We start from the raw sequence: 26,899 nt of genomic DNA, 5'->3' as shown, positions 1-26,899 counted from the left end.
CCCGACAGCCTTTCCCGTCGCGGGAGCGGGTCATTGCGGGTGACGCCCATGGAAGAAGGCGACGTCCGCATCGCAGGTCGGCGCGAGGCCCGCATTTTCCTGCCCCTTGCGGAGCAGCGTCATGTCACGCTGATAGACACGGCCGGTCGGGTGCCGGAGCGGGCCGCCATTATAGCCCTGCAACCAGGACTGATATTTCCACATCATCCGGTTGATCAGCCCGGCACCTGAATTGGCGACGCCGTAAAAGGCCTTTCGGGCCGGATCCAGCCGATAGAAGGTTTCGGTGGCGGCCGCGTGATCGCCTGCCTGCACCATGGCATGGATGCGTGGCAGCCAGGGGCCATAATAGGCCGAGAAATTGGTTCCGCAGAACGGGATCGGCATGAATTGCGAAAGCGCGACATATTCATGTTCGATCGGGGAACTGATCACGACATCCTTGTGGAAGGCGCGATGCACCTCCAGCGCGGCCATGATGTGCGGCGCGCCTCCTTCCGCCTTGATCGCGACCACGTTGGGGCATTCGTCGATCAGGCGCCGCAGCAGCGGAACGGGCAGATCCGACGGATGGAGGCGCGAGAAACCCCATGTCGGGATCGGGAAAAGCATGACCGCCATGTCCGTCGCGTCACACAGGGCCCTGGTATAGGCGTGGACTTCATCCAGCGATTGCGGAAAAAAGTAGGGAGGATAACCGAGCAGCATCAGTTCCGCGCCGGCGTCATAGGCCGCCTTCGCCGCCTCGATATTATCTTCCAGTGTATTGAAAACAGCGTGATGGACAATGAATAGCCGGTTCGCCGCCTGGTCCGCCGCGATCTCGCAGAAGCGGCGATACTCAGGTGCCGTGATCGCAACTTCCGAACAGGCCAGCGTACCAACGAAACCATGCTCCACCGCCAGATCGATATCATGGCGTATGGCGCGTTCGTTGAGTTGTCTGAAATCGGCGGTCATCGTCGGTATGGTGACGCTCGCGACGCCATTCAGAGCCTCGCGCGCCCAGTCCCGAGCTTCCCCGCGTGTATATCGCGCCATTTTTATCCTTTCTTCTGCGGCCGCTTCGTATCGAATTGGATCGGCAGCGGTGTGGCCAGACCAGCCTCCAGCGCGCGCGTGAGGATCATCTCCGCGATCACGACATCCTGAAGACCGGCCCCGACCGATTTGAACATGCGGATGCCCGCCTGCGCGATGCGCGCGTCCAGCGCGCCCGCCATCAACTGGTCCATGCCGAAGCAGCGGCCATGAGTATCCACGCCCGATGCCGCCGCAGCCAGCATGTCGCCGGTTTCCTCGATCACTTCCTCCAGCGTGTCGCACACGATCAGATCCGCCGCAGCGATGACGCTGGCATCCAACTCGCGTTGCTCGGGCACGGTGGATCCGATCGAAAGGATCGTTGCGTCTGGCCGCAGCCAATTCCCGAACAGGATCGGCTGCTCCCCCCGCGAGCGCGCGGCCGCCAGCACAACACCCGCCTCACGCACGCCTTCCGCAGGCGTGGCGACGGCGCGAATATCGATTCCCAACTCCGCGCCCAAAGATTGCGCGAAGGCGTCCCGTTTGTGCGGCGTGGGGCTGAAGACGGTACAGGCACCGATCTCGCGGATTGAGGCGAAAGCGCGAAGATGCATCGTCGCCTCGAGACCGCTGCCCAATATAGCGAGGGTCACCGGCTCACGCGGCACGAGCCTGTCGAGAGCAGCGGCCGTGGTGGATGCCGTGCGATAACCCGTCACGAGATTGGCATCGACAAATGCCGCGATACCGCTCGTCTCGCGATCGAACAGCACGATCACATAATCAACACCGGGCGTCGTCGACGATGGTGCCATGCCCATCAGCTTCGCGCCGAAATAGCGACCATTCGCAGGAATGGCGGGCAGGCAGCGCAACCATACGCCGGGCGCCCTGGCCACCGTGCGCGGCGGCAATGCGGTCGGATCTGCCGGCACGGTATAAGCCGCCTGGATCGCCGCGATGGCATCCGGCCACGCAAATGCGCGGACGGCGGCCTGAGCCGATACGAACACTGGTTGCCCCATCGCCCTTAATTACCCTCTCCGCGAATTTTTTCCTGCCTAACCGGCCGTCGGTGGGCATGTCAATATGGGCATTGCAAGTTATTTATATGGGGTCGTGGACCATGGAGATGTTTGGCATTACCGTTCCGACATGGAGGATTTTGCCGCAGACCTGTCGCGATTCCGCTCGTTCGTTTCCCGCGAGGGCAGCAGCGAGGGGGATCGCCTGCCCACCGAGCCAGAACTGGCCGCATTGCTGGGCGTCACCCGCAACCGAATCCGGCGATTGCTCAAAGCAGCCGAAGGCGAAGGTCTGATCTGGCGACATGTCGGCAAAGGCACGTTCATCGGCAATCGGTCACTCCCCGATTTGCCGACCGGCCTCGCCGACCGGATCAGTCCGCTCGAAGCCTTCGAGGCGCGTCTCGCGATCGAGCCGAAACTGGCCAGTCTCGCTGCCGCACGCGCCCTCCCCGCCGATATCGAGGAGATGCGGCGGTGCGTCGCCACGATGCGCGAGACCCGCGAGCAGGATCAGTGGATAAAGCTGGATCACAGGCTTCATCGCCTGATGGCGCAGGCGGCTCGGAATACATTGCTGCTCGCCCTCTACGATATGGTGCGCGAAGCCATGCCGCCGAAGCTGAAATTTCGGATCCAGACGCTTTCGACCGGCGCGGACGACATCGATGCCGAGCATGACGCGTGGGTGGAGGCTATCGCCGACCATGATCCACGCCAGGCCGAAGAACTGATGCGACTTCACATCGAATCCATCCGCCAGCGCGTCTTCGGCGCCATCTAGCCAGATTAATATGACTCAATATCCATATTAATCTGGACAATGCTATGCCTGCGAGGCACATGATCCCGACTGCGCCGAAAGGGCGCGCAGAACAGGCGAGGATGGAATGCCCCACGAAATGCGCGACGCAGACTTGTTCCGATCGGCCGCCTATGTGGGCGGTCAGTGGATCCGGGAAGGCGCCGATGGCGGCTTTCCGCTGCACAATCCTGCAACGGGCGAGAAACTCGGCGATATTCCCCAACTCGATCGCGCGCAGACAGTGGACGCGATCGAGGCGGCCCATCGGGCCGGCCCCGGATGGCGCGCCTTGCCCCCCAAACAGCGCTCGATTCTCCTGCGGCGCTGGTTTGATCTCACGATCGAGCATAGCGACGATCTGGCGCGTTTGATCGTACTTGAGGAAGGCAAGCCCTTCGCGGAGGCGAAAGGAGAAATCGCTTATGCCGCGTCCTTCATCGAATGGTTCGCCGAGGAAGCCAAGCGCGTGAAGGGCGACATCATGGCCTCTCCGGAGCCGTCGCGCCGGATTGTCACCCTGAAGGAACCGGTCGGCGTCTGCGCGGCGATCACACCCTGGAATTTTCCCGCCGCGATGATCACTCGCAAGGCGGCACCCGCCTTGGCAGCCGGCTGCACAATGGTCGTGAAGCCCGCCGAACAAACGCCGCTAACCGCCTTTGCGCTGGCCGAACTGGCCCAACGCGCAGGCATTCCGGGCGGCGTGTTCAACGTGGTCACCGGCAACGCAAGAACGATCGGCGCGGAACTGACCAGCAATCCGCTCGTGCGGAAGATCACCTTTACCGGATCGACCGAAGTGGGCCGCATCCTGATCGCGCAATCAGCGCCGACCATCAAGAAGATGTCCATGGAACTGGGCGGTAACGCGCCGCTCCTGATATTCGATGATGCCGATGTTGACACGGCAGTGGATGGCCTGATCGCCACCAAATATCGCAACACCGGCCAGGCCTGCATCAGCGCGAACCGGATCTACGTTCAGGATGGAATCTATGAAGCCGTGGCTGAAAGGCTCGCCGAACGCGTCAGGAAATTGCGCGTGGGCGGCGGCTTCGAGGAAGGCGTGCAGCAAGGCCCGCTGATCGACGGCGATGCGATCGCCAAGGTGGAATCCCATATCGCGGATGCGGTGGCAAAGGGCGCACGGGTCCGCTGTGGCGGCGGCCGTCACGATCGCGGTGGGCTGTTCTTCCAGCCCACCGTTCTCACCGACGTGACGCACGACATGATCGTCACCCGCGAGGAGACGTTCGGACCCGTCGCCCCGCTGATCCGCTTTACCAATGAGGCAGACGCTATCCGCATGGCGAACGACACGGATTTCGGCCTTGCCGCCTATCTCTTCTCGGCGGACGACAGGCGGATCTGGCGGGTCGCGGCGGCGCTGGAAGCCGGAATGGTCGGCATCAATACTGGTCTCATCTCCAACGAGATCGCGCCCTTCGGCGGAATCAAGCAATCGGGCCTGGGCCGCGAAGGATCGATCTATGGAATCGATGAGTATCTGGAGCTGAAATACCTGGCCTGGGAAGGCGCACGCGAGGGCTGAGCAGGCGCGATGGCGAGCAATCCGCGCCGGACCGGGGCTGCCCTGGATATTGAGCGATGGAAGCTCTTTCTGCTGATCGCCGAAGTCGGCAGCCTGTCGCGTGCGGCGGTAATGCTGAGCCGCCCACAACCCGTGATCAGCAGACAGATCGCCGCGCTGGAAATCGCCTGCCAGTGCACGCTTTTCTATCGCACCGGTCGGGGCCTGAAGCTGACGGAGACGGGGGAGGCGATCCGTGATCGCGTCCGCGCGCTCGTGACGGAAGCGGACCAGCTTCTCGTGGATCTGAAATCGCGCGGCGGGCTGCCGGTCGGGAATGTCAGCCTCGGCCTGCTTCCGTCCGTCCCGATCGCAGCCGATCTCACGCGGATGGTGGCACGGGATCATCCAGGTATCGATCTGCACCTGACCGAGGCGAGCGGAGGCCAGCTTGGCGAACAGGTAGCGGCCGGGCGGATCGATCTGGCCTTGGTGCTGCGCGAACCCGGCATGCTCCAGAGCAAGGACGAGGCACTTTTGCGCCTGCCCATGTGCTTCGTCACACCCCCGGACGATCCCCTGGCAAGCGCGGCAGGCGTGACACTGGAGACGATCGGATCACGGCGCCTGCTGATGGCGAAACCACCCAATGCCCCTCGCATGCTGGTGGATCAGGCGGCCCGAAAAGCGGGTGTGCAGCTCAATTTCGGGATGGACGTGGATCAGCTCGCGACCCAACGCACGCTCGTCGCCGCCGGCCTCGGCTGCACGATCGCCACTCGGGGTGCGGTGCGCGAGGCGGCGGCCCTGGGCAACGTCGGCGCGGTAGAGATCGTCGAGCCCGCCCTCGAAATCATCCTGGCGCTGGCGCGGTCGACCCAGCGCCCCCCGACGCTCGCGATCCGGACGATCGCCCGGCTGGTGTCCGATCTCGTCCGGCGCCTGCCCGATCGATGGCCGGGGGACTCTCGCCCGGCCTTCCTCCCCTATATCGAGCCCTGATCGACGGGAATCTTGCCGGCATCCAGCGCCACTTCCTCACGGATCAGCTTGTCGAGAAGACGCCGCGCCCGGACCGCTCCCGCATCGCCGGGCAGGATCAAAGGTCGCAACGACCAGAGATCGCTCGTTCCCATATTTGCCTGCACCGCGGCCAGCATCGGACTGTCCTCCATCTCGAAGGCGTGGCGGATCGTTTCGAGCGAGCGCCGGTCCTGCTCGACGGAGTCCAGCGAGTGGCTACGCGTCGACGAGAAGAGATAATGGGTGTGGGTAGCCGTCTCCGGACTGAGGAGATGCAGCGAGAGGGATTCCCGCCCTTCGCTCCGTGGCGTGTCCGAAAGCGTGATGCCCACCGTCAGCGCGAGATTGGCCGGCGCGGTCCACAGCATGTCGACCCAATGTTCGACCTGGCGGCCCGCCGTCGGAAAGAAGCGCTCGAAGGCGGGCGGAGAAGCGCCGTGCGTATACCATCTGTTCGATCGGACGCTGCGCGGGCCCGCCCGCTCCACCTCGTAGCAAGCACGATTCAGATCCGGGCTGCCGAGCGAACCGGCATGGACGAACTCCGGGTGGGTTAGGTCCATGAGATTGTCGATCACGAGTTGATAATGACCCGCCGAGCGATAATAACCGCGCACGGTGCGATGCTCCCGATCGTCGTTCAGCACGGGATAAGCCGGAATCAGGCCAGGATCGGCATCCTCTGCATGGCCCATCCAGATCCACAGGATCGTATCCCGCTCCGCGATCGGATAGCTGCGGATGCGCGCCGCCGGAGGGGCCTCGGGCGTCTGCGGGCTGTAACGACAGCGGCCGTCCGGTGCGAAACGAAGGCCGTGATAGCCGCACTGCACCTCATCACCGATGATGATCCCCCTATCCAGCGGGGCGAAGCGATGCGGGCAGCGATTGGCGAGGGCCACCGCCCTCCCTCCGGAATCGCGATAGAAAAGGATCGGCTCGTCCAGCATGCGGCGCGCGACCGTGCCTTGGCCGAGCATTTCGCTCCACAGCGCGGCATACCAGGCATTTCTCAGATAGGTCATGGCATCCTCCCGCAAGGTAGGATGCTCCCTCGTTCGTCCGCCCGCGATGGCATGCCGTCCGGATAAACGGCTCCGGCGTCCGGCACTGACCTGGAAGGATCAGCCGGCGCGAACGGCCCGGCGATAGGCGCTCGGGGAAACGCCACGGCTTCGGACAAACGCGCCACGAAACGCCTTTTCGGATGCATAGCCCAGCTGCACACCGATCTCCGCCACGGATTGGCCGCCCTCTGCCAGGAGTACGGCCGCCGTCTCCATCCTCTGATTCCGCACGAACGTCATCGGCGTATGGCCGACGATACGGCGAAAGGCATCACAGAAGCAGGTCCGGGACATGCCGGCTTCGCGCGCGAGCCTCTTCACGGACCAGGAATCGAGCGGTCGCATGCGGATAGCCTTCAGGCTACGGGCAATGCCCTCCGTCCCGGGCGAGCGGATCAGATCCAGCGTGGAAAGGCTGCTCGTCAGCACGAAGGCACGAACGAGGCTCATCAGGATGAAACGGCTCAGCGCGGTGGCGAGCGCGATGAAACCCGGCCTTTCCTCCATGCTCTCGGCCATTCCGAAACCGTCGATGCGGCTTATCCAGGAAAGCAGATCGGTATCGGTGCGCTTCTGCACGATGACATCAGGCAATGCGCGCAGGATGGCCTGCGCGGTCGCGTCGGCTGGCACGGCCGCGACGAGCGTGAACAGGCGGCAATCCCGGCCACCCCCACCCCAACAAAGCCGGATCGGCCGATGATAACCGTCCTTCGGTGTCTTGGGGCTTCGCGTCCTGCGCCACAGATCCTTGATGCCAAGGATTTCCGCGTCAGGGCGCGAGGCGAGGACGACCCTGGCGCCCCCGAGGCTGAGTACGGAATCGCCCACCTCCAGCTTTTGCGGGCTGCTCCCCGGAACGAGCAGCAGGCAATCGCCCTGCGTGACCACATAGAGGAATGCTCCTCCAGCCATTTCCAGCCCCCAAGGATCGCTGAACAGGAAGCTCCCGATCGACGAGCCATCAATGCGGAACTTGGTCAGGAATTCGCTGAGCAGATCCATGGCCCACCGGACATCACGCGTATCGCGCTAGAACATTCCGTTGCCATTCTTCGCCTCAGCGGGACCCGGAACCTCCTCGATCACGTCCCAGTGCTCGACGATCCGGCCACGGGCGAAGCGAAAGAATTCGGCGATCGCCGAGCCGCGCTCGCCGGGCTGCTTCACCTGATGCGTGTGGATCGCCACCAGATCGCCGTCGGCCAAGATCCGGGCGACAGACACGCGCATCTGGGGGAAGCGGGCGACGAGCCGCCCCAGCGCCTGGATGCCGTTGGCACGGCCTGTCGCCACACGAGGATTGTGCTGGATATAGTCGGCCCCAACATAGCGATCGAACGCTTCCTCCACACGATGCCGGTTGAACACCATATCGATGAAGCCTGAAGCGGCCACGGCATTGGCCGCCTCCTGCCGCGATCGCGCCGAAACCGGTTCCCACGCCTGCAGGATCAGCACGATACCCACGATCGCGCCCGTCGCCTTTGGCATCCCGTCTCCCCCTCCAGCTTTCCTGTTTGTCCGACAGGATTATCAGCCCGGGCACCCCCTTACAAATATTCTCTCATAGAATAATTTCCTGGCCTTCCCCGCTCCATCGGTCGACGCGGGCGATCATGGCGGGCGAGAGAAAAGGCGGGCAAATGCTCCGGAACCGCGGGCTCCATCACGCCCCCCGCATTTGCCAGGCAGTGACATGGGATCCGGCCGGCCCGATCATGATCGCCCGCCGGATCCCCTTGCCGCCGCGCCTCCCGCCCGATCGGCCATGTCCGCATCGGCAGCCTGTCAGATCAGCTCGATCAGCGCCGTGGTCGAGGGATCGAAGCCCCTGGCGCCATCCTTCTCGATGGCCCTGGCGATTTCCTTGCCCAGTTCGACACCGAACTGATCGAACGGATTCACCCCCATCAGCACGGCATTGGCGAAGGTGCGATGCTCATAGAAAGCGATCAGCGCGCCCAGCGCTTCCGGTGTCACGTCATCCAGCACGATCGTGGTGGAAGGCCGGTTGCCCGGAAAGGCGCGGGCGGGATCGGATGGATTGTCGCGCCCTTGCATCAGGGCCGCACCCTGGGCGAAGCAATTGGTGAGCAACGCGCGGTGATGCGCGGGATCGAGGCTGTGCCCCGGCGCCAGCGATGCGATGAACTCCACCGGCATCAGCACCGTGCCCTGATGCAACAGCTGGAACACGGCATGCTGCGCATCCGTGCCCACGCCGCCCCAGGTGATCGGCGCGGTCGGCCCGTCAACGGCCTGCCCCCCGGCCGTCACGCGCTTGCCATTGCTCTCCATCTCCAGCTGCTGAAGATAGGAGGGCAGCAGCGCCAGCCGCTCATCATAGGCGAAGAGAGCGCGCGTCTGGCATTTCAACGCGCGCGCATAATAGCGATCGGCGAAGGCCGCGATCAGTGGCGCATTCGCAGCGGGCTCCGCCTGGCGGAAGTGCCGATCCATCGCGGCCGCGCCGGCCAGAAGCCGCTCGAACCGGTCCCACCCCAGCGCGATGGCCGCCGGAAATCCGATGGAAGACCATAAGGAATAGCGGCCACCGACGCTTTCCGCGAACGGCAGGATGCGATCCTCGCCCACGCCCCATTCGACGGCCTTTTCCGGCGCGGCCGTGAGCGCGATCACCCGCGATCGCGCATCCACGCCCGCCTCATCCATCCACGCGACGGCGCTGGCGGCATTGAGCATCGTCTCGGTGGTGGTGAAGGTCTTGGAGGCGACCGCGACCAGCGTCTTGCGCGGATCGACCCCCTTCATCGCGCGCTCCAGCGCCGTACCGTCGACATTGGAAACAACCGCCACGTCATAGCGGGACACACCATCGCCCAGCGCATCCAGGATCAGCTTGGGGCCAAGCGCCGAACCGCCAATGCCGATGTGCAGGACGTGGCGTATCTCACCCAGATCGCCGGCATCGATCGCTTCGATCAGCGCGCGCATCCGCATATGCTGCGCGCGAGCCCGGGCGACACTTTCCGGCCTGCCCTCCCCACGCTCGGCCGGATGCTCCGCCGCGCGCCCTTCTGTAACGTTGACCGGCTCACCCGCGAACAGCGCATCGCGGCGCGCGGCGAAATCCATGTCCCCGGCCAGCGCGAGAAAGCTCTGCACCAATTCGTCGGTGAGATGAGTCTTCGACCAATCGAACCGGATCGGCCCCTGCCGGATCACATAGCGTTCGAGGCGATCGGGATCGCGATCAAATGCCGTTCGCAGATCCGGCACATTCGCCGTGTCGATGGCTTCCATTGCCTTGCTCATAAATCCTCGCCGTCTGTTGAACTGGGTGAAGGCCAGGCCGGAATGCCGCCCACGCACCGGCCACGAAGGAAAGTCGCGCGCGACAGGATCCGGCCGGCACCGTGCGCCGCATCCCCGCGCCGTGCGTCAGGACAAGAAGAGGGAAAGGCGCGACATCAGCACATGCCCTGCCCCGCCGCCAGCACCACCGCATCTTCGGACAAAGTGAGCGCCGCTATTCCGTCACCCTCCAGATAAAGGCACTCGCCGACGCCCGCGGTCTCGGCGTTCGCGCCGATAGCTCCCGAGATCGGCACGATCCAGATCGGGCCATGCCCCAGCCGATCGCGTATCGCGCCGGCGTCCGCCGAGCGGAAGACGTGGAAGATCGGGCAATCCGCCATCATCCGATCGAGCGGGCCGCCATCGGCGGCGCGCACCGCCTGGACCGGATCATAGGGCCCCGCGCGTGATACGGCGGTGCCGTCATCGAGATGCAGTTCGCGCGGACGACCATAATCATAGAGCCGATAGGTAACGTCCACATTCTGCTGGATCTCGACGAGCGTAACCCCGGCGCCGATCGCATGGATGGTGCCCGCCGGAATGAAGAAGAAGTCTCCCGGCACGACAGGGTGCCACACCATCTTCTCCACGATCGATCCGTCCAGCGCGGCTTCCGTCAGCTGACGGGCATCGAGATCTGCCTCCAGCCCGACCCCGAGCGTCGCCCCCGGTTCGGCCGCGATGATATACCAGCATTCGGTCTTGCCGCCGGCCAGTCCCCGGGCGCGCGCCTGAACGTCGTCGGGATGGACCTGGATCGAAAGCCTCTCGCTGGTGAAGATATATTTGACCAGCAAGGGCAGCGCGCGCCCGTCCGGTGGCGTGAACCAGAGTTCTCCGATCGCGCCATCCATCGTCGCGGGCGGCTTCGCCCAAGCCGGCAGATCATGGCGCCCCCAGGGCTTTTCGACATAGTTTGCGACAAGTTTCATCTTCTGATCCCCGATCAGGCACTGAGGGAAGCGGGCATGGGATCGCACAGCGGCGGTGCGGATCGCACACCCGGTGGCGCATCGGGCAAGGGTGCCGGAGCGGGCTTGAGGATGACCAGTCCCACGATCTTCTCTCCCGGTATCAGAGGCGCCTTGCGCAAACGTCCGCCGCCAGCCTCGAAAAGCCAGCCGCGCCTTGTCTCGATCCTTTTTAATATGTCAAATTTATTTATTTTATAGCCGCATTTGTGCTCGCTTATGCGCGGCCGCGGCTATCGGCTGGCGCGTTCCCCCGTCCGCGCACCCGCTGGCCCGGATTCTTAATCATGCCAGGTGACGCCATCCCGCTCTGCCAATGCGATGGCCGCCGAAGGTCCCCATGTTCCCGCGCCATACAGCCGGGGCCTGATGGCGTTCGCCTTCCAGCCATTCCGGATTCCGTCGATCCAGCGCCACTGGGCCTCCACCTCGTCCCGGCGGACGAACAAAGTCTGATCGCCTTCGATCAGATCCAGCAGCAGGCGCTCATAGGCGATCCGGCGGCGGCCATCGACGAAGGCGTTCGGGATGGCGATATCGAGCGGCACTTCGCGCAACCGTATGCCGTCGCGATCGAGCCCCGGATCCTTCGTCATCAGCAGCAACCGGACATTCTCGTTCGGCTGCAGGCTGATGATCAGTCGATTGGGGCGCAGCGCCGCGCCGACATCGCCAAATATGGAATGGGGCACCCCTCTGAACTGGATGGATATTTCCGATTTCCGGCTGGGCAGCCTTTTGCCGGTCCTGAGATAGAAGGGTACGCCCTTCCATCGCCACGTATCGACATGCGCCTTGATCGCGACGAACGTCTCCGTGTCCGAAAGGGCCACCAGTTCGTCCGCATAAGCGGGCACCGCGTGTCCGTCGATGGCTCCCGCCGCATATTGCCCGGTCACGGTGAGCGCCCCGACATTGGTCTGGTCGATCCGGCGCAGCGACCGCAACACCTTCACCTTCTCGTCACGAACGGCGGTCGCGTCGAAATGCGGGGGTGGCTCCATTGCGACGAGCGTCAGCAACTGCAGGATATGGTTCTGCACCATATCGCGGGTCGCGCCGGCGGCATCATAGAAGCCGACCCGCCCTTCCAGACCCACCGTTTCCGCGACGGTGATCTGGACATGCTCGATCCCGCCCGCATTCCACAGCGGCTCGAACAGCGAATTGGCGAACCGGAGCGCGAGGAGATTCAGCACCGTCTCCTTGCCGAGATAATGATCGACCCGGAAGATGCGCCCCTCCGAAAAGACACCCGACACCGTATCGTTGATCGATCGGCTGGATTCGAGATCATAACCGAGGGGCTTTTCCAGCCCGATGCGCACATTGTCCCCACCCAGTCCCACGGCGGCCAGCCCCTGGATCGTGGGCTGGAACAGCGAAGGTGCCATCGAAAGGAAGATGGCCAGGCCGCCCTTGGTCGATCCGACCGCTTCGGCAAGATCGGCGAAATCCCGGGGGCGGGAAACATCGACACGGACATAGCGGAGGCGATCGAGAAACCGCTGCAGGGAAGTGCCGTCCATGCGATCTGTGGGAATGGTCCGGCGCAGGGATTCGGCAACGCTGCCTCGGAACGCGCCGTCCGAAAGATCCGTGTGCGCGGTGCAGATGATCGAGAGGCCGGGGGCCAGCAGGCCATCGCTGGCCAATCCGAACAGCGACGGCAGCAGCATCCGATAGGACAAATCCCCCGTCGCACCGAACAGGAGGAGTTTCTGACTGGCGTCCCGCCTCATTCGCAAATCCCCTCCCGACAACGTTTCCCGCGCGATCGATGCGGAGGCGTGGCGTCTCACGCGGGTCCGCAGCCAGCCCTATGGCGCCTCGTCGCCTGCTCTCCAACGAATAAATAATTCGATTTGGTTTTTTTGAGGCGATGTGCTTTCAGGGGATCAACGTCGGCGCGATCGGCGGATTTGGGAGATGACCACCGATGGGCAGAAACGGGGCAAGCGCGATCATTCTGGCGCTGCTGGCGACGACGGCAACGGCGCGCGCGCAGAGCTATGGCCCGATCAATGCGGAGCTGCCCGCAGGCGGCGAAGCGCTCAAAAGCGCGATCGGCGGCGCCGATGCGGCTCCTATCGCCGCACGCGAATGGACGCTTTCGGCGTGGATCGAGCCATCGACGATTGCAGCGGGGCCGGTGCTGATCGGCGGCTTTGGCGATCCGCTGGCGGGCCCGCGCCGATATCTGTCGCTCGATGGCGGCCGGCCGGGTCTGGTGACCGAAGGAGGCACTCTGAGCGCCTCTCGGCCGCTTCCGGCGCGCGGCTGGCACCATATCGCTGTGAGCTTCGACGGAACGACCGCGCACCTGTATCTCGATGGCCGCCCCGTTGCGCAGCGCGCCATGACGCTCGCGCCCGTCCCCGCCACGGCCATGCTGGCTCCGCGCACCGGCACCGCCGTCTTTGCGGGCCGGGTAGCCGCCTTCACCCTCGATGCGGGCGCGGCAGACGCGCGCGCGATCAAGGCCGCTGCCTCCCGCACGCCCGATCCCGCGCTGATCGCCTTCAAGCAGGGCAGCCCCCGCTGGCCGGGCCAGATCCAGCAGATGTACGGCCAGATCACGCCGCAGGACGCCGCGACGCGGCCCGCATCGAAGACCCCGTTCGGAGCGCCCGTCGCCCGCCCCGAACCCGCCGGCCCCGCCATCGTCGCGACCGGCCCCGGCACGTGGGACGTGGCACGCTGGCGCCTGGCCGAAGCCCCACGCGTGAGCGCGCCCGGCGCATCGCTCAGCCGGCCCGGCTTTGATGCCCGCACCTGGTATGAGGCGACCGTGCCGGGCACGGTGCTGACCACCCTGGTCGATCGCGGCGTCTATCCCGATCCGGCGCATGGCCTGAACAATCTCGCCATTCCGGAAGGGCTGGCGCGGCAGGATTACTGGTATCGGAGCGAATTCGATGCGCCGGCGGAAGCCGCGGGCAAGCGCCAGTTCCTGACCTTCAACGGCATCAACTATGCGGCCGAAATCTGGGTGAACGGCCAGAGGATCGGCACGATGAAGGGCGCCTTCATCCGGGGTCGCTTCGACGTGACCGACAAGCTGGTGCCCGGCCGCAACGCCATCGCCGTGAAAGTGTCGCCCCCGCCCCATCCCGGCGTGGCGCATGAGGAATCGCTGACGGCCGGCGTCGGCGAAAATGGCGGCGCCATGATGCTGGACGGGCCAACCTTCGGCGCGACGGAAGGATGGGACTGGATCCCCAGCATCCGCGATCGCAATACCGGCCTGTGGCAGGGCGTCACCCTCAGTGCGAACGGCGATGCGACGCTGGGCGATCCGCAGGTGGTGACATCGCTGCCCAGGGCAGACAACAGTATCGCGGAGATCGAGATCACCGCGCCCGTCACCAACATGTCCGATGCGCCCGTCACCGCCACGGTGCGCGCGTCGTTCGACGACGTGACGGTGGAAAAGCAGGTGACGCTGGCCCCGGGCCAGACGAACCAGGCCGTCTTCCGTCCCGCCGAATTCGCGCAGCTGGCCGTGCGCAATCCCAAATTATGGTGGCCGAACGGCTATGGCGATCCCGCGCTCCACACGCTGACGCTGACCGCAAGCATCGCGGGCCAGACCAGCGACACCCGGCAGTTGCGCTTCGGCATGCGGCAGGTGACCTACGATATCTCGCTGATGGATCAGAAGGGCGAGCTGGAGCGCGTCGGCGTCGATCTTACGAAGGCGCGCGCGCTCGGTCAGCAGATCGTCGACGGCAGCCATGAAGGCATCCGCAAGGTGACGGGCGGCTGGGCAGCCTCCCTGCTGCCCGGCGCGGAAAACTCCGCGGCCGTGCATCGCATCGCGGGAGAGGATGGGCTGTCGCCCCATCTCGTCATCCGCGTGAACGGCGTGCGCATCGCGGCGCGCGGCGGCAATATCGGGATGGACGATTTCATGAAGCGCGTCGATCGCGCGCGCCTCGAGCCGTTTTTCCGCCTGCATCAGGATGCCCATCTCAACATCATCCGCAACTGGGTCGGCCAGAATACGGAAGACGCCTTCTATGATCTGGCCGACGAATATGGCCTGATGGTGCTCAACGATTTCTGGGAATCGACGCAGGACTATAATGTCGAGGCGCAGGATCCGGAGCTGTTCCTCAAAAATGCGGCGGATGTCGTCAAACGCTATCGCAACCATCCCTCCATCGTCGTCTGGTTCGGCCGCAACGAAGGCGTACCGCAGCCGATCCTCAATGAAGGGCTGCAGGCGCTGATCCACGAACAGGATGGCACGCGGCTCTACATGGGATCCTCGAACCGGGTGAACCTGCAGAATAGCGGCCCCTATAATTGGCGCCCGCCGGTGGAATATTTCACCGAGCATGCGCGCGGATTCTCGGTGGAGAGCGGAACGCCTTCCCTGCCCACGCTGGAGGCGTGGAAGCGCGCGATCCCGGCGCCCGATCGCTGGCCGATCAGCGACACATGGGCCTATCATGACTGGCACCAGACCGGGAATGGCGCCGTCACCTCCTACATGAACGCGCTGGCAGCGCGCTTCGGCCCGGGCACCAGCCTCGAGGATTTCGAGCGCAAGGCGCAGATGATGCAATATGAATCCTACCGCGCCATCTTCGAGGGCATGAATGCCGGCCTGTGGACGGTGAACAGCGGCCGGATGCTGTGGATGACGCAGCCCGCTTGGCCCTCATCGACATGGCAGATCTTCTCGTCAGACTATGACACGCAGGCATCCTTCTACGGGGTCAAGAAAGCGTCCGAGCCCCTGCACGTGCAGATGAACCTGCCTGATTATAAAGTCATCCTGGTCAATAACCGGAGCGGCGATCTGAGCGGCGTCCGGGTGCGGGCCAAGGTGGTCAGCCTCGACAATCGCCTGCTGGCGGAAAAGGAGGTTTCGATCACCGCCAAAGGCGAAGCCGCCAGCCCCGCCTTCACCCTGGATCTCGCGCCTATCCTGGCCAGCGGCGTCGCCCTCGTCCGCCTCGAGGCGGCCGACGCCGCCGGCACGCTGCTGTCGACCAACTTCTACTGGCAGGCGGGCAATGATGCGCAGTTCCGCGCGCTCAATAGCCTCGCGCCGGTCACCCTGGCTTCCAGCGCCGTCAGCAGGATCGAAGGCGACGAAACGGTATCGACCGTCACGCTCATCAACGACAGCGCCACCCCCGCCATTGAGGCCAAGCTGACGGTGATGAACGCGGACGGCACACAGATCCTGCCCGCTTACTTCACCGACAATTATGTCTCGTTGCTGCCCGGCGAGACGCGTACCGTGGAGATCCGTTACCCGACCGCAAAGGCGGCCACCCCATCCGTGACGCTGCGCGGCTGGAACGTGACGGGCACGAGCAAGAGATTGAATTAACGGAGCACCGTGCGGCCCGTGCGGGCGAGCGGATTGTCGATCCCGATCGGCGTCCGCTCGCCGGGACCGGTTTCATTCGCGGACTTGGCGCGGACTTGGCGCGGACTTGGCAGCGCCGGGGTTCAGGAGGGCTCGGCGAAATGCGGCAGGCTTCCCGCCGTCTCATCCTGACGCTCGGCCAGCCCCAAGCCGCCCCGCCCGGTGCTGGCCCGTTTTACAGGATCGCGAGCGGGATCAGTTTCCCCAGAGCCGCGCCGCGCCGCGCACGCCCGAGGAATCGCCCCACTTGGCGGGAACGATGCGCCCGTCCCATGCCCGCCCAAAGCTGTGCGCGCGGATGATATCGGGAAGGCACGGATAGATCTCCTCGACATTGGACATGCCACCGCCAAGCACGAAGACATCGGGATCGACGATGTTGACGACCATCGCCAGCGCGCGACCCAATCGGCTGATATAGGCATCCAGCACTGTGACGGCGGTGGCGTCTCCGCGCCGCGCGGCCTGAACGATGGCCTCGCCATCCAGCGTGTGGCCGGTGCGCGCGGCATAATCCTTGCGCAGGCCCGTGCCCGATATCAGCATGTCCAGGCAGCCTGAATGGCCGCACCAGCAGGACGGCCCCGGATATTCCTCGGCCGTCATCCACGGCAGGGGAACATGGCCCCATTCGCCGCCAATCCCGTTCGCGCCGCCGATAATCTGGCCGTCGACCACCAGCCCCCCGCCGACGCCCGTACCGATGATGACGGCGAAGACGGTGCGCGCGCCCGCCGCAGCGCCATCCACCACCTCCGAAAGCGCCAGACAATTGGCATCGTTCGCCATACGCACGTCGCGGCCCAGCGCGACTTCCAGATCCTGGCGGAAGCTCCGGCCGTTAATGTAGGTGGAATTGGCGTTGCGCATCAGACCGGTGCGCGGGCTGGCCGAGCCCGGTGTGCCGATGCCGATCGTGCCGGCCGCCCCCGCTTCCTGCTCGGCGGCGCCGATCAGCGCGCACACATCGCGGATCGCGGCATCATAGCTGCCCGGATTCGGCACGCGCATCCGGGCGAGATAGCGGCCGGCATTGTCCAGCGCCGCCGCCTCGATCTTGGTTCCACCGAAATCGATACCGATCTGAATCACAAGCGCCCCTTCTAGTGGCTGGCCGAAAGCCGCGAACGACCGGGCGAAATCGCGACAGGCGCGAGCCCGACGGCGACGGCGAAAAGGGCGATGGCAGCATAGCATATCGCCGGGACGACGAACGCGCCCGACAATCCCGCCATCCGCGATACCGCACCGAACAGCAGCGGCACGACGGCACCGCCGACGATCGCCACGCACAGCATGCCCGCCGTGGCCGCGGGCGGCGCGCTCGATCGATCGAGCGTGATGGTGAAGATGGTCGGAAACATGATCGAATTGAACAGGCCGATGGCAAGCGCGGCGATCGCCGCCGGCGTGCCTGCCGCGGCGATGACGATGCCGCACAGAATGGCCGCCGCCAGCGCCGCCAGCGCAAGCAGGCGATCGGCGCGCATCCGCGTCAGCAGCGCGCTGCCGGCGAAGCGCCCCAGCATCGCGCCCCCCCAATAGAAAGCGAGCATCTGGCCGGCGCGCTCGGCCGTCACGCCGGCAATCGCCGGCTGCTCCAGGAAATTGACGAGGACCGATCCGATCGAGACTTCCGCGCCCACATAGAGGAAGATCGCCATCGCGCCGAGCCGTGCGAACGGCGAGCGCAGCGCATCGCGGATCGTGCCCTGCCCCGCTTCTGTCGCACCCGCACGGCCCGCCCGATCGATTGTTCCGCGCTGGCGCCACAGGAAGCCGGCGAGCAGGATGATGACGATGGCGATCGCCGCATAGGCGATGTCGATCCGCCGCAGCGACTGGGCCAGTGCCTCGGGCGTCGCCGCGCCGCCCGCGAACAGGCCACCCGTGAGCAGCAGAGTGGCGGCGAGCGGCGGCGCGACGAGCGTGCCCAGCGAATTGAAGGCCTGGCTGAGCGCGAGGCGGAAATGCGATCGTTCCGATCTGCCGAGCGCGGCGGACAGCGGGTTCGCCGCCACCTGCAGCAGCGTGATGCCCGAGGCGATCACGAACAGCGCGAGCAGGACGATCCAGTAAGCGCGGACCGCCGTGGCGACGGGCATGAGCAGGCAGCCCGCGACCATCGTGAAGAGCGCGAGCGTGATCGACCGCGACGCGCCGAGCCGCCCGACGAGCGCCGCCGCCGGCAGGGAGACGATGCCATAGGCCAGAAAGAAGGCGAATTGGGTGAGCAGCCCCTCTGTGACGCTCAGCGAGAAGATCGAGCGCACCGCCGGAACCATCACATCATTGATGGAGGTAACCGCGCCCCACACGAAAAACAGGATGGTGACGTAACCGAACGCCCGCCCTGTGCCACTATCCGCCTGTTCCCGCACCCACACTCTCCCGGTGCCGGAATCACGAGCCCGGCTACTGGCTTCGTACTTTGCTGCGGGAATTTATAAAGTCAATTTGGATAATCGAAATTAGCTTTTGATGAGAATGGAATCGGACGGGAGGATGCGATCGAGGAAAGGCAGGATCGCCGCCCCCACCGCCGGCGCATCGCGGGACAGCGCCGCCCGCGCCACCGGGGCCACGGCCGGCAGATTAGGCGCGACCTCCCGCAGCTTGCGATTGCTGGAATCGGCGATGCGATCCAGCACCGCATCAGGCATTCGGCCGGCCAGCAGCACGATCGCCGGATTGATCAGGCAATTGATCGCCGTCAGCGGCGGCACCAGCGCATTGGTCGCATCATCGATCCAGTCGTTGACATAAGGCAGGGCGGCGGCGGGAAATTCCACCGTGGGATCCACATCATCCAACTGAATGCCCGCCCGTTCCAGCCGCGCCGCGAGCGCGGAGAGCGAGACGACATCCTGCAACACCTGGCCATAGGGATCGTTACGATGCAGCGGCAGGAAACCGATCTCGCCGCTGCGCGCGCTCGCGCCGCGATAATAAGCACCGTCGATCACCAGCCCGCCGCCCAGACCGGCGCTGACGAGGATGTAGAAGAAGCTGGCATGATCCAGCCCGCTGCCGAACTGCGCCTCGCCGATCGCGGCGGCGGCGGCATCATTGTCGACATGGATCGAATGCGGCACGATCTCCCCCAGCAGGGCGGCCAGATCGATCTCGCTCCACACACCATAATCGGCCGGCCGGTGCGGCAGCGCGACACTGCCCAGATCATCGGGGATCGCTACCCCCATGCCCAGCACCCTGTCTTCACGCACGGCGCCGCTTTGCCGGATTTCGGCCATTCCTTCGCGAACGATCGCCGCAACATGATGCGGCATCGCGAAGGCGATCTGCCGCGTGAGACGCGAACGCACCGTGCCCGCCAGATCGAGCGACACGAGCGTCACATGATCGCGATCGACATTCAGGCCGATGGCGAAGCATCCGTCGGGATTGATGCGCAGCCGTACCGCCGGCTGCCCCCTGCCGCCCACGCGGCGCCCCGCATCCATGACGAGATCGCTGTCGAACAGGCGGGCGGTGATATTGGCGATGGTGGGGGCGGTAAGCCCCGTCATCGTCGCGATTTCGGTGCGGGTGATATCGGGATTCTTGCGGATCACCTGCAGCACGACGCGCTGGTTGTAATCCCCTGCGCGCACCAGATTGGTGCCGGAGAGGCTGGTCCCCAACCGGGCCGCGCGATCGCTGGCGGTCACACCATTACTGGCCGGCCCGAAGTCCGATAGGTCCAAAACGCCGCCTGCTCCCACAATGCAGTTTCTATGGCCACGGGCACGAGCCCGTTACGCAACGACACCTTGGCGCAGCTTGACGACCGCTGTCCACGCCCTGCTTCGAATATGGTGTAAAACATCAATAGACAATCAACTTTATTTATTGGCATGATGGGTGAGCACGCTCCCCGATGGATGGAGCGGATCGATCACGGGAGAGGCGGATGAAATTGGCACGGCTCTTGGCGGCGGCGCTGGCCCTGCTCCTTCTAGGCACCCCCGCTTTCGCGCAGGAGCAGCCCGATCTCAACAGGATCCCGCCGTCGCTCGATCCGGCGCGCACGGCCAACGGCCTCGCGCAGACCCCGCCCATGGGCTGGAACAGCTGGAACAGGTTCGCCTGCAAAATCGACGAGGCGACGATCCGCGCCACCGCCGATGCGATCGTATCCAGCGGCATGAAGGATGCCGGCTATCGTTATGTCGTGATCGATGATTGCTGGCACGGCACGCGCGATGCCGATGGCTTCATCAGCGAGGATCGCACGCGCTTCCCAGCCGGGATCAAGGCGCTGGCCGATTATGTCCACAGCAAGGGGCTCTTGTTCGGCATCTATTCGGACGCGGGCGCCAAAACGTGCGGCGGCCGCCCCGGCAGCCAGGGCCATGAATATCAGGATGCGCTGCAATATGCCCGGTGGGGCGCGGATTATCTGAAATATGACTGGTGCTCGACGGGATCCCGCAATTCGGAAGAAGCCTATGCGCTGATGGCGGATGCGCTGCGCGCATCGGGACGACAGATCGTGCTGTCGATCTGCGAATGGGGCTCCACCCGCCCCTGGCTGTGGGCCACCCGCATCGGCAATCTGTGGCGCACAACGCCCGACATCATCGATCATTGGGATGGCAAGCATGGCTACAGCCTGGGCCTGCTGCCAATCGTGGATCGCAATGCCGAACTCGCGGCCTTCGCCGGCCCGGGCCACTGGAATGATCCCGACATGCTGGAAGTGGGCAATGGCGGGATGACGGACATCGAATATCGCAGCCACTTCTCGCTCTGGGCGATGATGGCGGCTCCCCTGATCGCCGGCAATGACGTGGCGGCGATGTCGCCCGCTACCGCCGCCATCCTGCTCAATCGCGATGTGATCGCTATGGATCAGGATCCGCTCGGCGCGCAGGGTCGCAGGGTCGCCACCAGCGGAACGAGCGAGATCTGGTCGAAACCGCTGGCCGATGGCGGCCGGGCGATCCTGCTGTTCAACCGTGGCGAGGCGCCCGCCACCATCTCCGTGGACTGGACGTCTATCGGCTATCCGGCGGGCCTTTCGCTCTCGGCGCGGGATCTGTGGCAGCACAAGGAACTGGGGCGGATGCAGAGCCGCTATTCCGCGACGGTGGCGCCCCACGGCGTGGTGATGATCCGGCTTCGCGCCTCCTGATCGGGGGCGCGGCGCGCGGCCGCGATTACGCCGCGCAATAGGCCTTCAGGAAGGCATCGTGCGGCTCCGCCAAGGCCAACGACTGGCCGATCGCGTCGCGCATCCGCGCCAGCGCCGATTCCAGATCGGGAAGGGAAAAATAATCGGCCGCCCGATCATGCCCCGCCGCCACGATATCGAAGCCAGCATACATGGAAAGCCAACTGGGATCATGGAACGATTCCCAGTCGTAGCGCACCAGATGGCCATGCGCCTTGAACAGCCGGATCTTGCGCGCGAGCGTTTCCGGCAGCGCCGTATCGCGGCACCGATCCCACATCGGCTCTCCCCGGCGGCGGTTCGCCCAGTAGTGCAGCAGCAGGAAATCGCGGATCCGCTCATATTCCAGCGCGGTGGTGCGATTATATTCGGCCGCCAGTGCCGGATCGAAATCGCGATCGGGAAAGAGCGCTAGCAGCTTTTCGATGCCCGTCTGGATCAGCGTGATGCTCGTCGATTCCAGCGGCTCCATGAAGCCCGCCGCCAGCCCCAGCGCCACGCAATTGCCGCGCCAGAAATCACGGCGATGCCCCGTGCGGAAGCGGATCATGTTGGGTTCCGCCAGCGCCTCCCCCTCCAGCCGCGAGCGCAGGACATGGACTGCCTCGTCATCGGAAAGGTGCCGGCTGGAATAGACATAGCCGTTGCCCACCCGATGCTGAAGCGGGATGCGCCACTGCCACCCGGCGGCAAGCGCGGTGCTGCGCGTGAACGGCGTGAGCGGCCCCGCCAGTTCGCATGGCATCGCCACGGCCCGATCGCACGGCAGCAGGTTCGTCCAGTCCTCATAGGGGCTGCCCAGCGCGGCGCCGAGCAGCAGGGAGCGGAAGCCGGAGCAATCGATGAACAGATCACCGTCGATCGATTTGCCGCACGCCGTATCCACGCCATCGATCATCCCGCTCTCGCCATTTCGGCGGACATTGACGATGCGGGCGTCGACATGGCCCACCCCCTGGGCCGTCGCGCGCGCGGCCAAGAATTTCGCGAACAGCCCCGCATCGAAATGCACCGCCCAATCGAAGAAGAGCAGATCGTGGACGGGCCTGTCGGTGGGCAGCATGAAGCGGTTCGCGCGCGCCATGGCGGTGGCAAGGCAATAATCCTCCAGATCGATCGCCAGCCCCGCCTGCCGCATCTTCAGCCAATATTGATGGAAGGCGACGCCACGCGACCGCATCCCGTACAGACCGAAGGGGTGGAAGAAGCGCTCGCCCGGCTGCTTCCAGTCGACGAATTCGATGCCGAGCTTCACCGTCCCGCGCGAGGCCACCAGCACTTCCTGTTCGGTCACGCCGATCTCGCGGAAGAAATCGCGGATGCCGGGGACGGTCGCCTCCCCTACCCCCACGGTGCTGATCTCGCTCGATTCCACCACCGTGATACGCACCGGCTGTTTTTCCAGACGGCGCACCAGCATGGTCGCCGCCATCCAGCCCGCCGTGCCGCCGCCGACGATCACGATGGATCGGATCGCGCGATTCCCCGACGCTGGCTGCGACGGCGCGGATTCTGCCCCTTTGGTCATCTTTTTCCCTCTCCGCTCGGATGCTGACAGGCCCGACGCAAGAACGCCCGCCATCCCGTCATGGGATGGCGGGCGCCTGCTACGCATCCAACACGCGCGCTATCAGAATTTCACGCGCATCCCGCCGGTGAAACGACGCTCGTAGATGTTGTTGTACGCATGCTGATCCGGGAAGGTGAGATAATATTTCTCATATTCTCCGGTCAGGTTCGATCCCTGCGCATAGACGGTGAAGTGCGAATTGATGTCATAGCTTACCGAGGCATCGAAATAATTGGTCGGGCGCTGATACAGTTCCAGCCCGCTTATTCCGCCGAAATCCTGCTGCACAGCGCGCTTGGAACGATAGTTCCAGGCGATGCGCGCCTGCAGATGCTGATCCTGGTAGAAGATGGCGACGTTCGTCTGGATCTTCGAATTGTCCTGGAACGGGATAGAAGCGCCCGCCAGATCCTTCTTGCCCGAATTGGAGGGCGAATAGGTGATGTTGGTATCCAGGCCGAAATTCGTCAGCAGCGTCGGCATGAAGGACAGATCGCTGAACGACTGCTTCCATCCGGCCTCGACACCCTTCAGCGTGCCGCCCTTGCCCTGAACCGGCGTGTTGATGAACACGGAGCGGCCACGCACCACGCCATCATTGTCCGGCAGGTCGGTGCGTACCGTGGTGCCCGACTGGATGAAGCTGGCAACGTCGATGTAGAAGGCACCCAGGCTGAGCAGGCTGCTGCGGCCCACATAATATTCGATCGATCCCTCGACGTTGGTCGCCCGCCACGGATCAAGCTGCGGGTTGCCGTTCGAGCTGCCTCCGGTCACCCGGAAGACGGGGGAGCCCGCCACCGAAGTATCGATCGCATAGGTCGGGTTGAGGCCGCCGCCCCACTGGTTGAGATCCAGCAGGGTCATCGTCTTGCTGTAGGCAAGGCGCACCTTCAGGTTGCGGGCGAAATCGAACGCGATGTTCACCGCCGGCAGGACGTCCGTGAAGTTGCGTTTCGTCTCCACCGTGCCGTTGCTGACATTGGCGAGGCCATAAGGCTGCGGAGATCCGGTCACGAACTGGGTGATGTCCAGCCGGGTGTTGATGACCTTGACGCCGGCATTGCCCGAAACCGGAACGCCGAACAGTTCGGCCTTCGCATTCACCTGCGCATAGCCCGAGACCTGCTTCACGCCGACCTTGAACGAGGCGCCCGGATTCTGGACCTCGACATTGCCGGGATAGAAGCTGTTCTGGAAGGCCAGCGCATTATCCATCACCGCTGGATTCAGCACATAGATGCCCGGCAGGCCCGCGGCCGGCAGATTATACTGCTTCACCTGCCCGTTGAAGATCGAGTCGGTCGCGTTGCGCACCACGCCCGCCGTATAATAGCCGGTCGATGGGCCGGCCGAGCAGCTGGAGCTGCTCAGCGGAACGTCGAAGGCCTTCCACTTGACGAGGCAGCCTGCCGCGTTGGTCGCCTGGCCGGCATAGAGCGGCGCTGCGCGATCAAATTCATAATCGCTCACCGAACGCTCGCTGTAGCGGCCGCCCGCGAGGAAGGTCAGGCTGTCATTGGCTTCGAAGGAGACATCGCCGCGCACCAGCTTCAGATCGCCGTCGCGCCGGTAATTGCCCTCGGACGAGGTCGTCTTCATCGCATAGTTGGCGGCGTTGCCGAGCAGCGAGGTCAACTGCGACGGCAGGGTGAAGACCGGCTGCGTGCCGGAGAAATCCACCGACGCCGGCAGCGAGGCCGCACCGGCGATCGTGTTGACGACATAGCCGCCCGGGTTGAAGGCGACATTGCCCGTGGGATAGCGGCCGATGCCGCCGGATTGCCACTGCGCGCCGTTGCTCAGGCTGAACTGCAGATAGCTCTGGTCGTAATTCTGATAGGCCTTGCCATAGATACCGCGCAGGCTGGCCTTGATCCGGCCGCCATTGTCGAATTTCAGTTCGGCATTGTAGTTTTGCGACTGCGATTTGTAGTGATCGTTCTGCGCGTAGGAATCGAAATTGCCGAGATCGTAATTATACACCCGCGTTGTATTCAGGTGATAGTCGCGGGAAATTCCGTTGCTCGTCTGCGTGATGATCGCGCCGGTATCGCGTGATGCGCCCGGCACGGCCTCGCCCGCCTGCCAGTTCACATTCTGCAACTGGATGCCCGCCGTCCGGTCATGCTCGTTCTGGCGGGTGAAGAAGGCATCGGTGACGAGGGTCAACGCATCGCTGATTTCCCACTGGGCCGAGGCGTTGATGCCGATACGCTGGCGCTGGTTGATCTTGTTCCACGCCGTAAAGGCCTGCGGCGTCAGGAAGATATCGTCCGACGTGCCATTGCCGTTCACGTCGCGGCCCGTGCCCACGATCGTTCCGTGCGGCCGGTTCGATGGCGAAAAGCCGCTGGACGTATCCACGTCGCCCGTCGGATTGGCGGCGGTGTTGAACTGCTCGTTGTGCAGGCCGACGCCATAACCCTCCTGGATCCCGTTATGGGAATTGGAAAGGTGCAGGTTCGAATAGGAGCCCGAAAGCAGGAAGCCGACACGCTCGCCATGCCAGGCGAGCAGACCATTGAAGCTGGGATCCCCCGACTTCGATTTGTCGCCATATTGCCCCTCGGCCGCGACCGCGACGGTGAAGCCGCGCTTCAGATCCATCGGGCGGCGGGTGCGCAGATTGACGGTGCCGGTGATGCCGGCGTTCAGCAGATCCGCCGTGCTGGACTTGATGACGTCCGCCCCGGCGAAGAGCTGCGAGGGAATGTCATTGAAGTTGGGCTGGATCGTCGTGATCGACTGGGCACCGAGATAGGCCTCGCCATTCAGCAAGGTCGCCACCTGGGGCAGGCCGCGAATGTTGATGGCCGCGCCTTCGCCGGCATCGCGGCGGATCTGAACGCCCGGAATGCGCTGGAGCGAGTCCGAAATCGTCACGTCCGGCAGCTTGCCGATATCCTCGGCCGAGATCGAATCCGTGACGGACAGCGCCAGCCGCTTCATGTTCACCGCGCGCTGCTGCGCGCCGCGAATGCCCGTGACGACAATATCGGAGCCCGTCGCTGAGCCACTGCCAGGCGTGGCGGCCGGCTCCTGTGCCGCAGGCGCGGCGGCGGCCTGATCGGCGGCCGCAAGTGACGACGTCACGATCGGCGACAAGGACGCGACTGTCGCGCCGGCGGCCTGCTGCGTGCCAGCCTGCTGGGCCAGCGCTGCGGAACCCCACAACAAGGCGGATGCCGATGTAGCGATCGACAAGGCCGCCTTGCGCTGCTTGCTTGAAATCATTCCCCTATCCTCTCCATCCCTAGCTCGAACTGCCTGCGGTGGGCGTCCGTCCGCGCGGGAGGAGTTGATGCCGGGACATGCCGCGCATGTGCCGTTCCTCCCCGACGCGTTGGCGACTTACCGTCGTCTTTCGAGGTGGCGACTCATTATCCAGCGCCGTTCCAACGTCAACGATTAAATAATGCAATTTGACGTTTTATTGATGGAGCGCCGTTTTGGTGCCACTCGTCAGAAGCGTCGATGGAGGCGCGCGCCAGCGTTCGGAGAAGGAACGGGAATCGCTCAATCCAGATTAAGACATTGATAATATTCATAACTCTGTTAGACCGGCACATCTGACATGCCCGCTCATGCCGCGCGCGGAGGCAAATTCGTCGGAGCGGATGATCCGCGCCAACCGTGGCCGAGCCGGCAATAATGCGCGGCGGGGGCGCCCTCAGCGCCAGCCTTTGCCCCGGGCCTGTGCCTGGCCCGCTCAGGGCCAATTGCTCGGCGGCGGTGGCGGCGCCATCCTCGGCAACACACTCAGCGGCAGGCTGGGTTCGGTGACGCGCGGCGGCGCCAACAGCGTGACCGGATCGGGTGGAGTCACCGCCAGCAAGTCGGTCGATCCGCGATCGGGCGTCAGCACGGACGGTACGGGTTCGGCATCGTCCAGCGTGATCCGGGAGCAGTAACCACCGGCATCAGGCGCCGCCGGGATCGCCCCCGGCGGCGTCATGCCATCTCCCCGTCCATCGGCATCCGGGCGATAA

At 64.5% G+C, this 26,899-nt stretch carries 19 protein-coding genes; 6 read left to right on the top strand and 13 right to left on the bottom strand.

Annotated elements, in window-relative coordinates:
- Positions 1-30 precede the first annotated feature (30 nt).
- Together DI605_RS05135 and DI605_RS05130 are read right to left on the bottom strand one after the other, a co-directional pair.
- Positions 31-1,041, bottom strand: a complete 1,011-nt coding sequence (locus tag DI605_RS05135) for a dihydrodipicolinate synthase family protein (RefSeq protein ID WP_293970001.1) — start codon at positions 1,039-1,041, stop codon at positions 31-33.
- A gap of 2 nt (positions 1,042-1,043) precedes the next feature.
- Positions 1,044-2,039: an ornithine cyclodeaminase family protein gene (locus DI605_RS05130; RefSeq protein WP_293969998.1), complete on the bottom strand. Its 996-nt coding sequence runs from the start codon at positions 2,037-2,039 to the stop codon at positions 1,044-1,046.
- Between the two features lie 142 nt (positions 2,040-2,181).
- Between DI605_RS05130 and DI605_RS05125 the strand changes: the two genes are divergently transcribed.
- The 3 genes from DI605_RS05125 (at position 2,182) to DI605_RS05115 (ending at position 5,389) form a co-directional block, all read left to right on the top strand.
- Positions 2,182-2,835: a FadR/GntR family transcriptional regulator gene (locus DI605_RS05125; RefSeq protein ID WP_293969996.1), complete on the top strand. Its 654-nt coding sequence runs from the start codon at positions 2,182-2,184 to the stop codon at positions 2,833-2,835.
- A 118-nt stretch (positions 2,836-2,953) separates the two neighbouring features.
- On the top strand, positions 2,954-4,408 hold the full coding sequence (locus tag DI605_RS05120) for an NAD-dependent succinate-semialdehyde dehydrogenase (protein WP_293969993.1): 1,455 nt from the start codon (positions 2,954-2,956) through the stop codon (positions 4,406-4,408).
- A gap of 9 nt (positions 4,409-4,417) precedes the next feature.
- Entirely contained in the window at positions 4,418-5,389 is a 972-nt protein-coding gene (locus DI605_RS05115) for a LysR family transcriptional regulator (protein WP_293969990.1), read from the top strand.
- Here DI605_RS05115 and DI605_RS05110 read toward each other — a convergent pair.
- From DI605_RS05110 to zwf, 6 genes are all read right to left on the bottom strand, one after another.
- Positions 5,374-6,435 carry an aromatic ring-hydroxylating dioxygenase subunit alpha gene (locus DI605_RS05110; RefSeq protein ID WP_293969987.1) on the bottom strand — a complete coding sequence of 354 codons (1,062 nt, stop codon included), beginning with the start codon at positions 6,433-6,435 and terminating at the stop codon, positions 5,374-5,376. The two genes, DI605_RS05115 and DI605_RS05110, sit on opposite strands and share 16 nt — an antisense overlap.
- Before the next feature lie 99 nt (positions 6,436-6,534).
- Positions 6,535-7,482, bottom strand: coding sequence for an AraC family transcriptional regulator (locus tag DI605_RS05105; RefSeq protein WP_293969984.1), 948 nt, complete (start codon positions 7,480-7,482; stop codon positions 6,535-6,537).
- Positions 7,483-7,509: 27 nt separating this feature from the next.
- Positions 7,510-7,971, bottom strand: a complete 462-nt coding sequence (locus tag DI605_RS05100) for a nuclear transport factor 2 family protein (protein ID WP_293969981.1) — start codon at positions 7,969-7,971, stop codon at positions 7,510-7,512.
- A gap of 297 nt (positions 7,972-8,268) precedes the next feature.
- Entirely contained in the window at positions 8,269-9,756 is a 1,488-nt protein-coding gene (pgi, locus tag DI605_RS05095) for a glucose-6-phosphate isomerase (protein ID WP_293969978.1), read from the bottom strand.
- A 155-nt stretch (positions 9,757-9,911) separates the two neighbouring features.
- On the bottom strand, positions 9,912-10,733 hold the full coding sequence (locus DI605_RS05090; RefSeq protein WP_293969975.1) for a class I mannose-6-phosphate isomerase: 822 nt from the start codon (positions 10,731-10,733) through the stop codon (positions 9,912-9,914).
- 320 nt (positions 10,734-11,053) lie between these two features.
- Positions 11,054-12,514 carry a glucose-6-phosphate dehydrogenase gene (zwf, locus tag DI605_RS05085; RefSeq protein WP_293969972.1) on the bottom strand — a complete coding sequence of 487 codons (1,461 nt, stop codon included), beginning with the start codon at positions 12,512-12,514 and terminating at the stop codon, positions 11,054-11,056.
- Between the two features lie 197 nt (positions 12,515-12,711).
- Here zwf and DI605_RS05080 point away from each other — a divergent pair, with 197 nt between their 5' ends.
- Positions 12,712-16,122, top strand: a complete 3,411-nt coding sequence (locus tag DI605_RS05080) for a LamG-like jellyroll fold domain-containing protein (RefSeq protein WP_293969969.1) — start codon at positions 12,712-12,714, stop codon at positions 16,120-16,122.
- A gap of 234 nt (positions 16,123-16,356) precedes the next feature.
- On the opposite strand, the gene DI605_RS05075 is transcribed toward DI605_RS05080, so the two are convergent.
- The 3 genes from DI605_RS05075 to DI605_RS05065 form a co-directional block, all read right to left on the bottom strand.
- The gene (locus DI605_RS05075; protein WP_293969966.1) at positions 16,357-17,253 is read right to left on the bottom strand and encodes an ROK family protein; all 897 of its coding nucleotides are present in this window, start codon (positions 17,251-17,253) and stop codon (positions 16,357-16,359) included.
- Positions 17,254-17,264: 11 nt separating this feature from the next.
- Positions 17,265-18,542, bottom strand: a complete 1,278-nt coding sequence (gene gluP / locus DI605_RS05070) for a glucose/galactose MFS transporter (RefSeq protein ID WP_293969963.1) — start codon at positions 18,540-18,542, stop codon at positions 17,265-17,267.
- Between the two features lie 90 nt (positions 18,543-18,632).
- Positions 18,633-19,832, bottom strand: coding sequence for an ROK family transcriptional regulator (locus tag DI605_RS05065; protein WP_293969960.1), 1,200 nt, complete (start codon positions 19,830-19,832; stop codon positions 18,633-18,635).
- A 242-nt stretch (positions 19,833-20,074) separates the two neighbouring features.
- On the opposite strand from DI605_RS05065, the gene DI605_RS05060 reads away from it, so the two are divergent.
- A complete protein-coding gene (locus DI605_RS05060; protein WP_293969957.1) occupies positions 20,075-21,298 on the top strand; it encodes a glycoside hydrolase family 27 protein in 1,224 nt (407 codons plus the stop codon).
- A gap of 25 nt (positions 21,299-21,323) precedes the next feature.
- On the opposite strand, the gene DI605_RS05055 is transcribed toward DI605_RS05060, so the two are convergent.
- Positions 21,324-22,865, bottom strand: coding sequence for a tryptophan halogenase family protein (locus DI605_RS05055; RefSeq protein ID WP_293969955.1), 1,542 nt, complete (start codon positions 22,863-22,865; stop codon positions 21,324-21,326).
- A gap of 102 nt (positions 22,866-22,967) precedes the next feature.
- Positions 22,968-26,144, bottom strand: a complete 3,177-nt coding sequence (locus DI605_RS05050) for a TonB-dependent receptor (protein ID WP_293969953.1) — start codon at positions 26,142-26,144, stop codon at positions 22,968-22,970.
- 449 nt (positions 26,145-26,593) lie between these two features.
- Here DI605_RS05050 and DI605_RS05045 point away from each other — a divergent pair, with 449 nt between their 5' ends.
- Positions 26,594-26,821: a hypothetical protein gene (locus tag DI605_RS05045; RefSeq protein ID WP_293969950.1), complete on the top strand. Its 228-nt coding sequence runs from the start codon at positions 26,594-26,596 to the stop codon at positions 26,819-26,821.
- Positions 26,822-26,899 lie beyond the last annotated feature (78 nt).

This window comes from Sphingomonas sp. (assembly GCF_003248515.1).
Classification (GTDB): Bacteria; Pseudomonadota; Alphaproteobacteria; order Sphingomonadales; family Sphingomonadaceae; genus Sphingomonas_I.
This window is presented reverse-complemented; position numbering and strand designations above follow the sequence as displayed.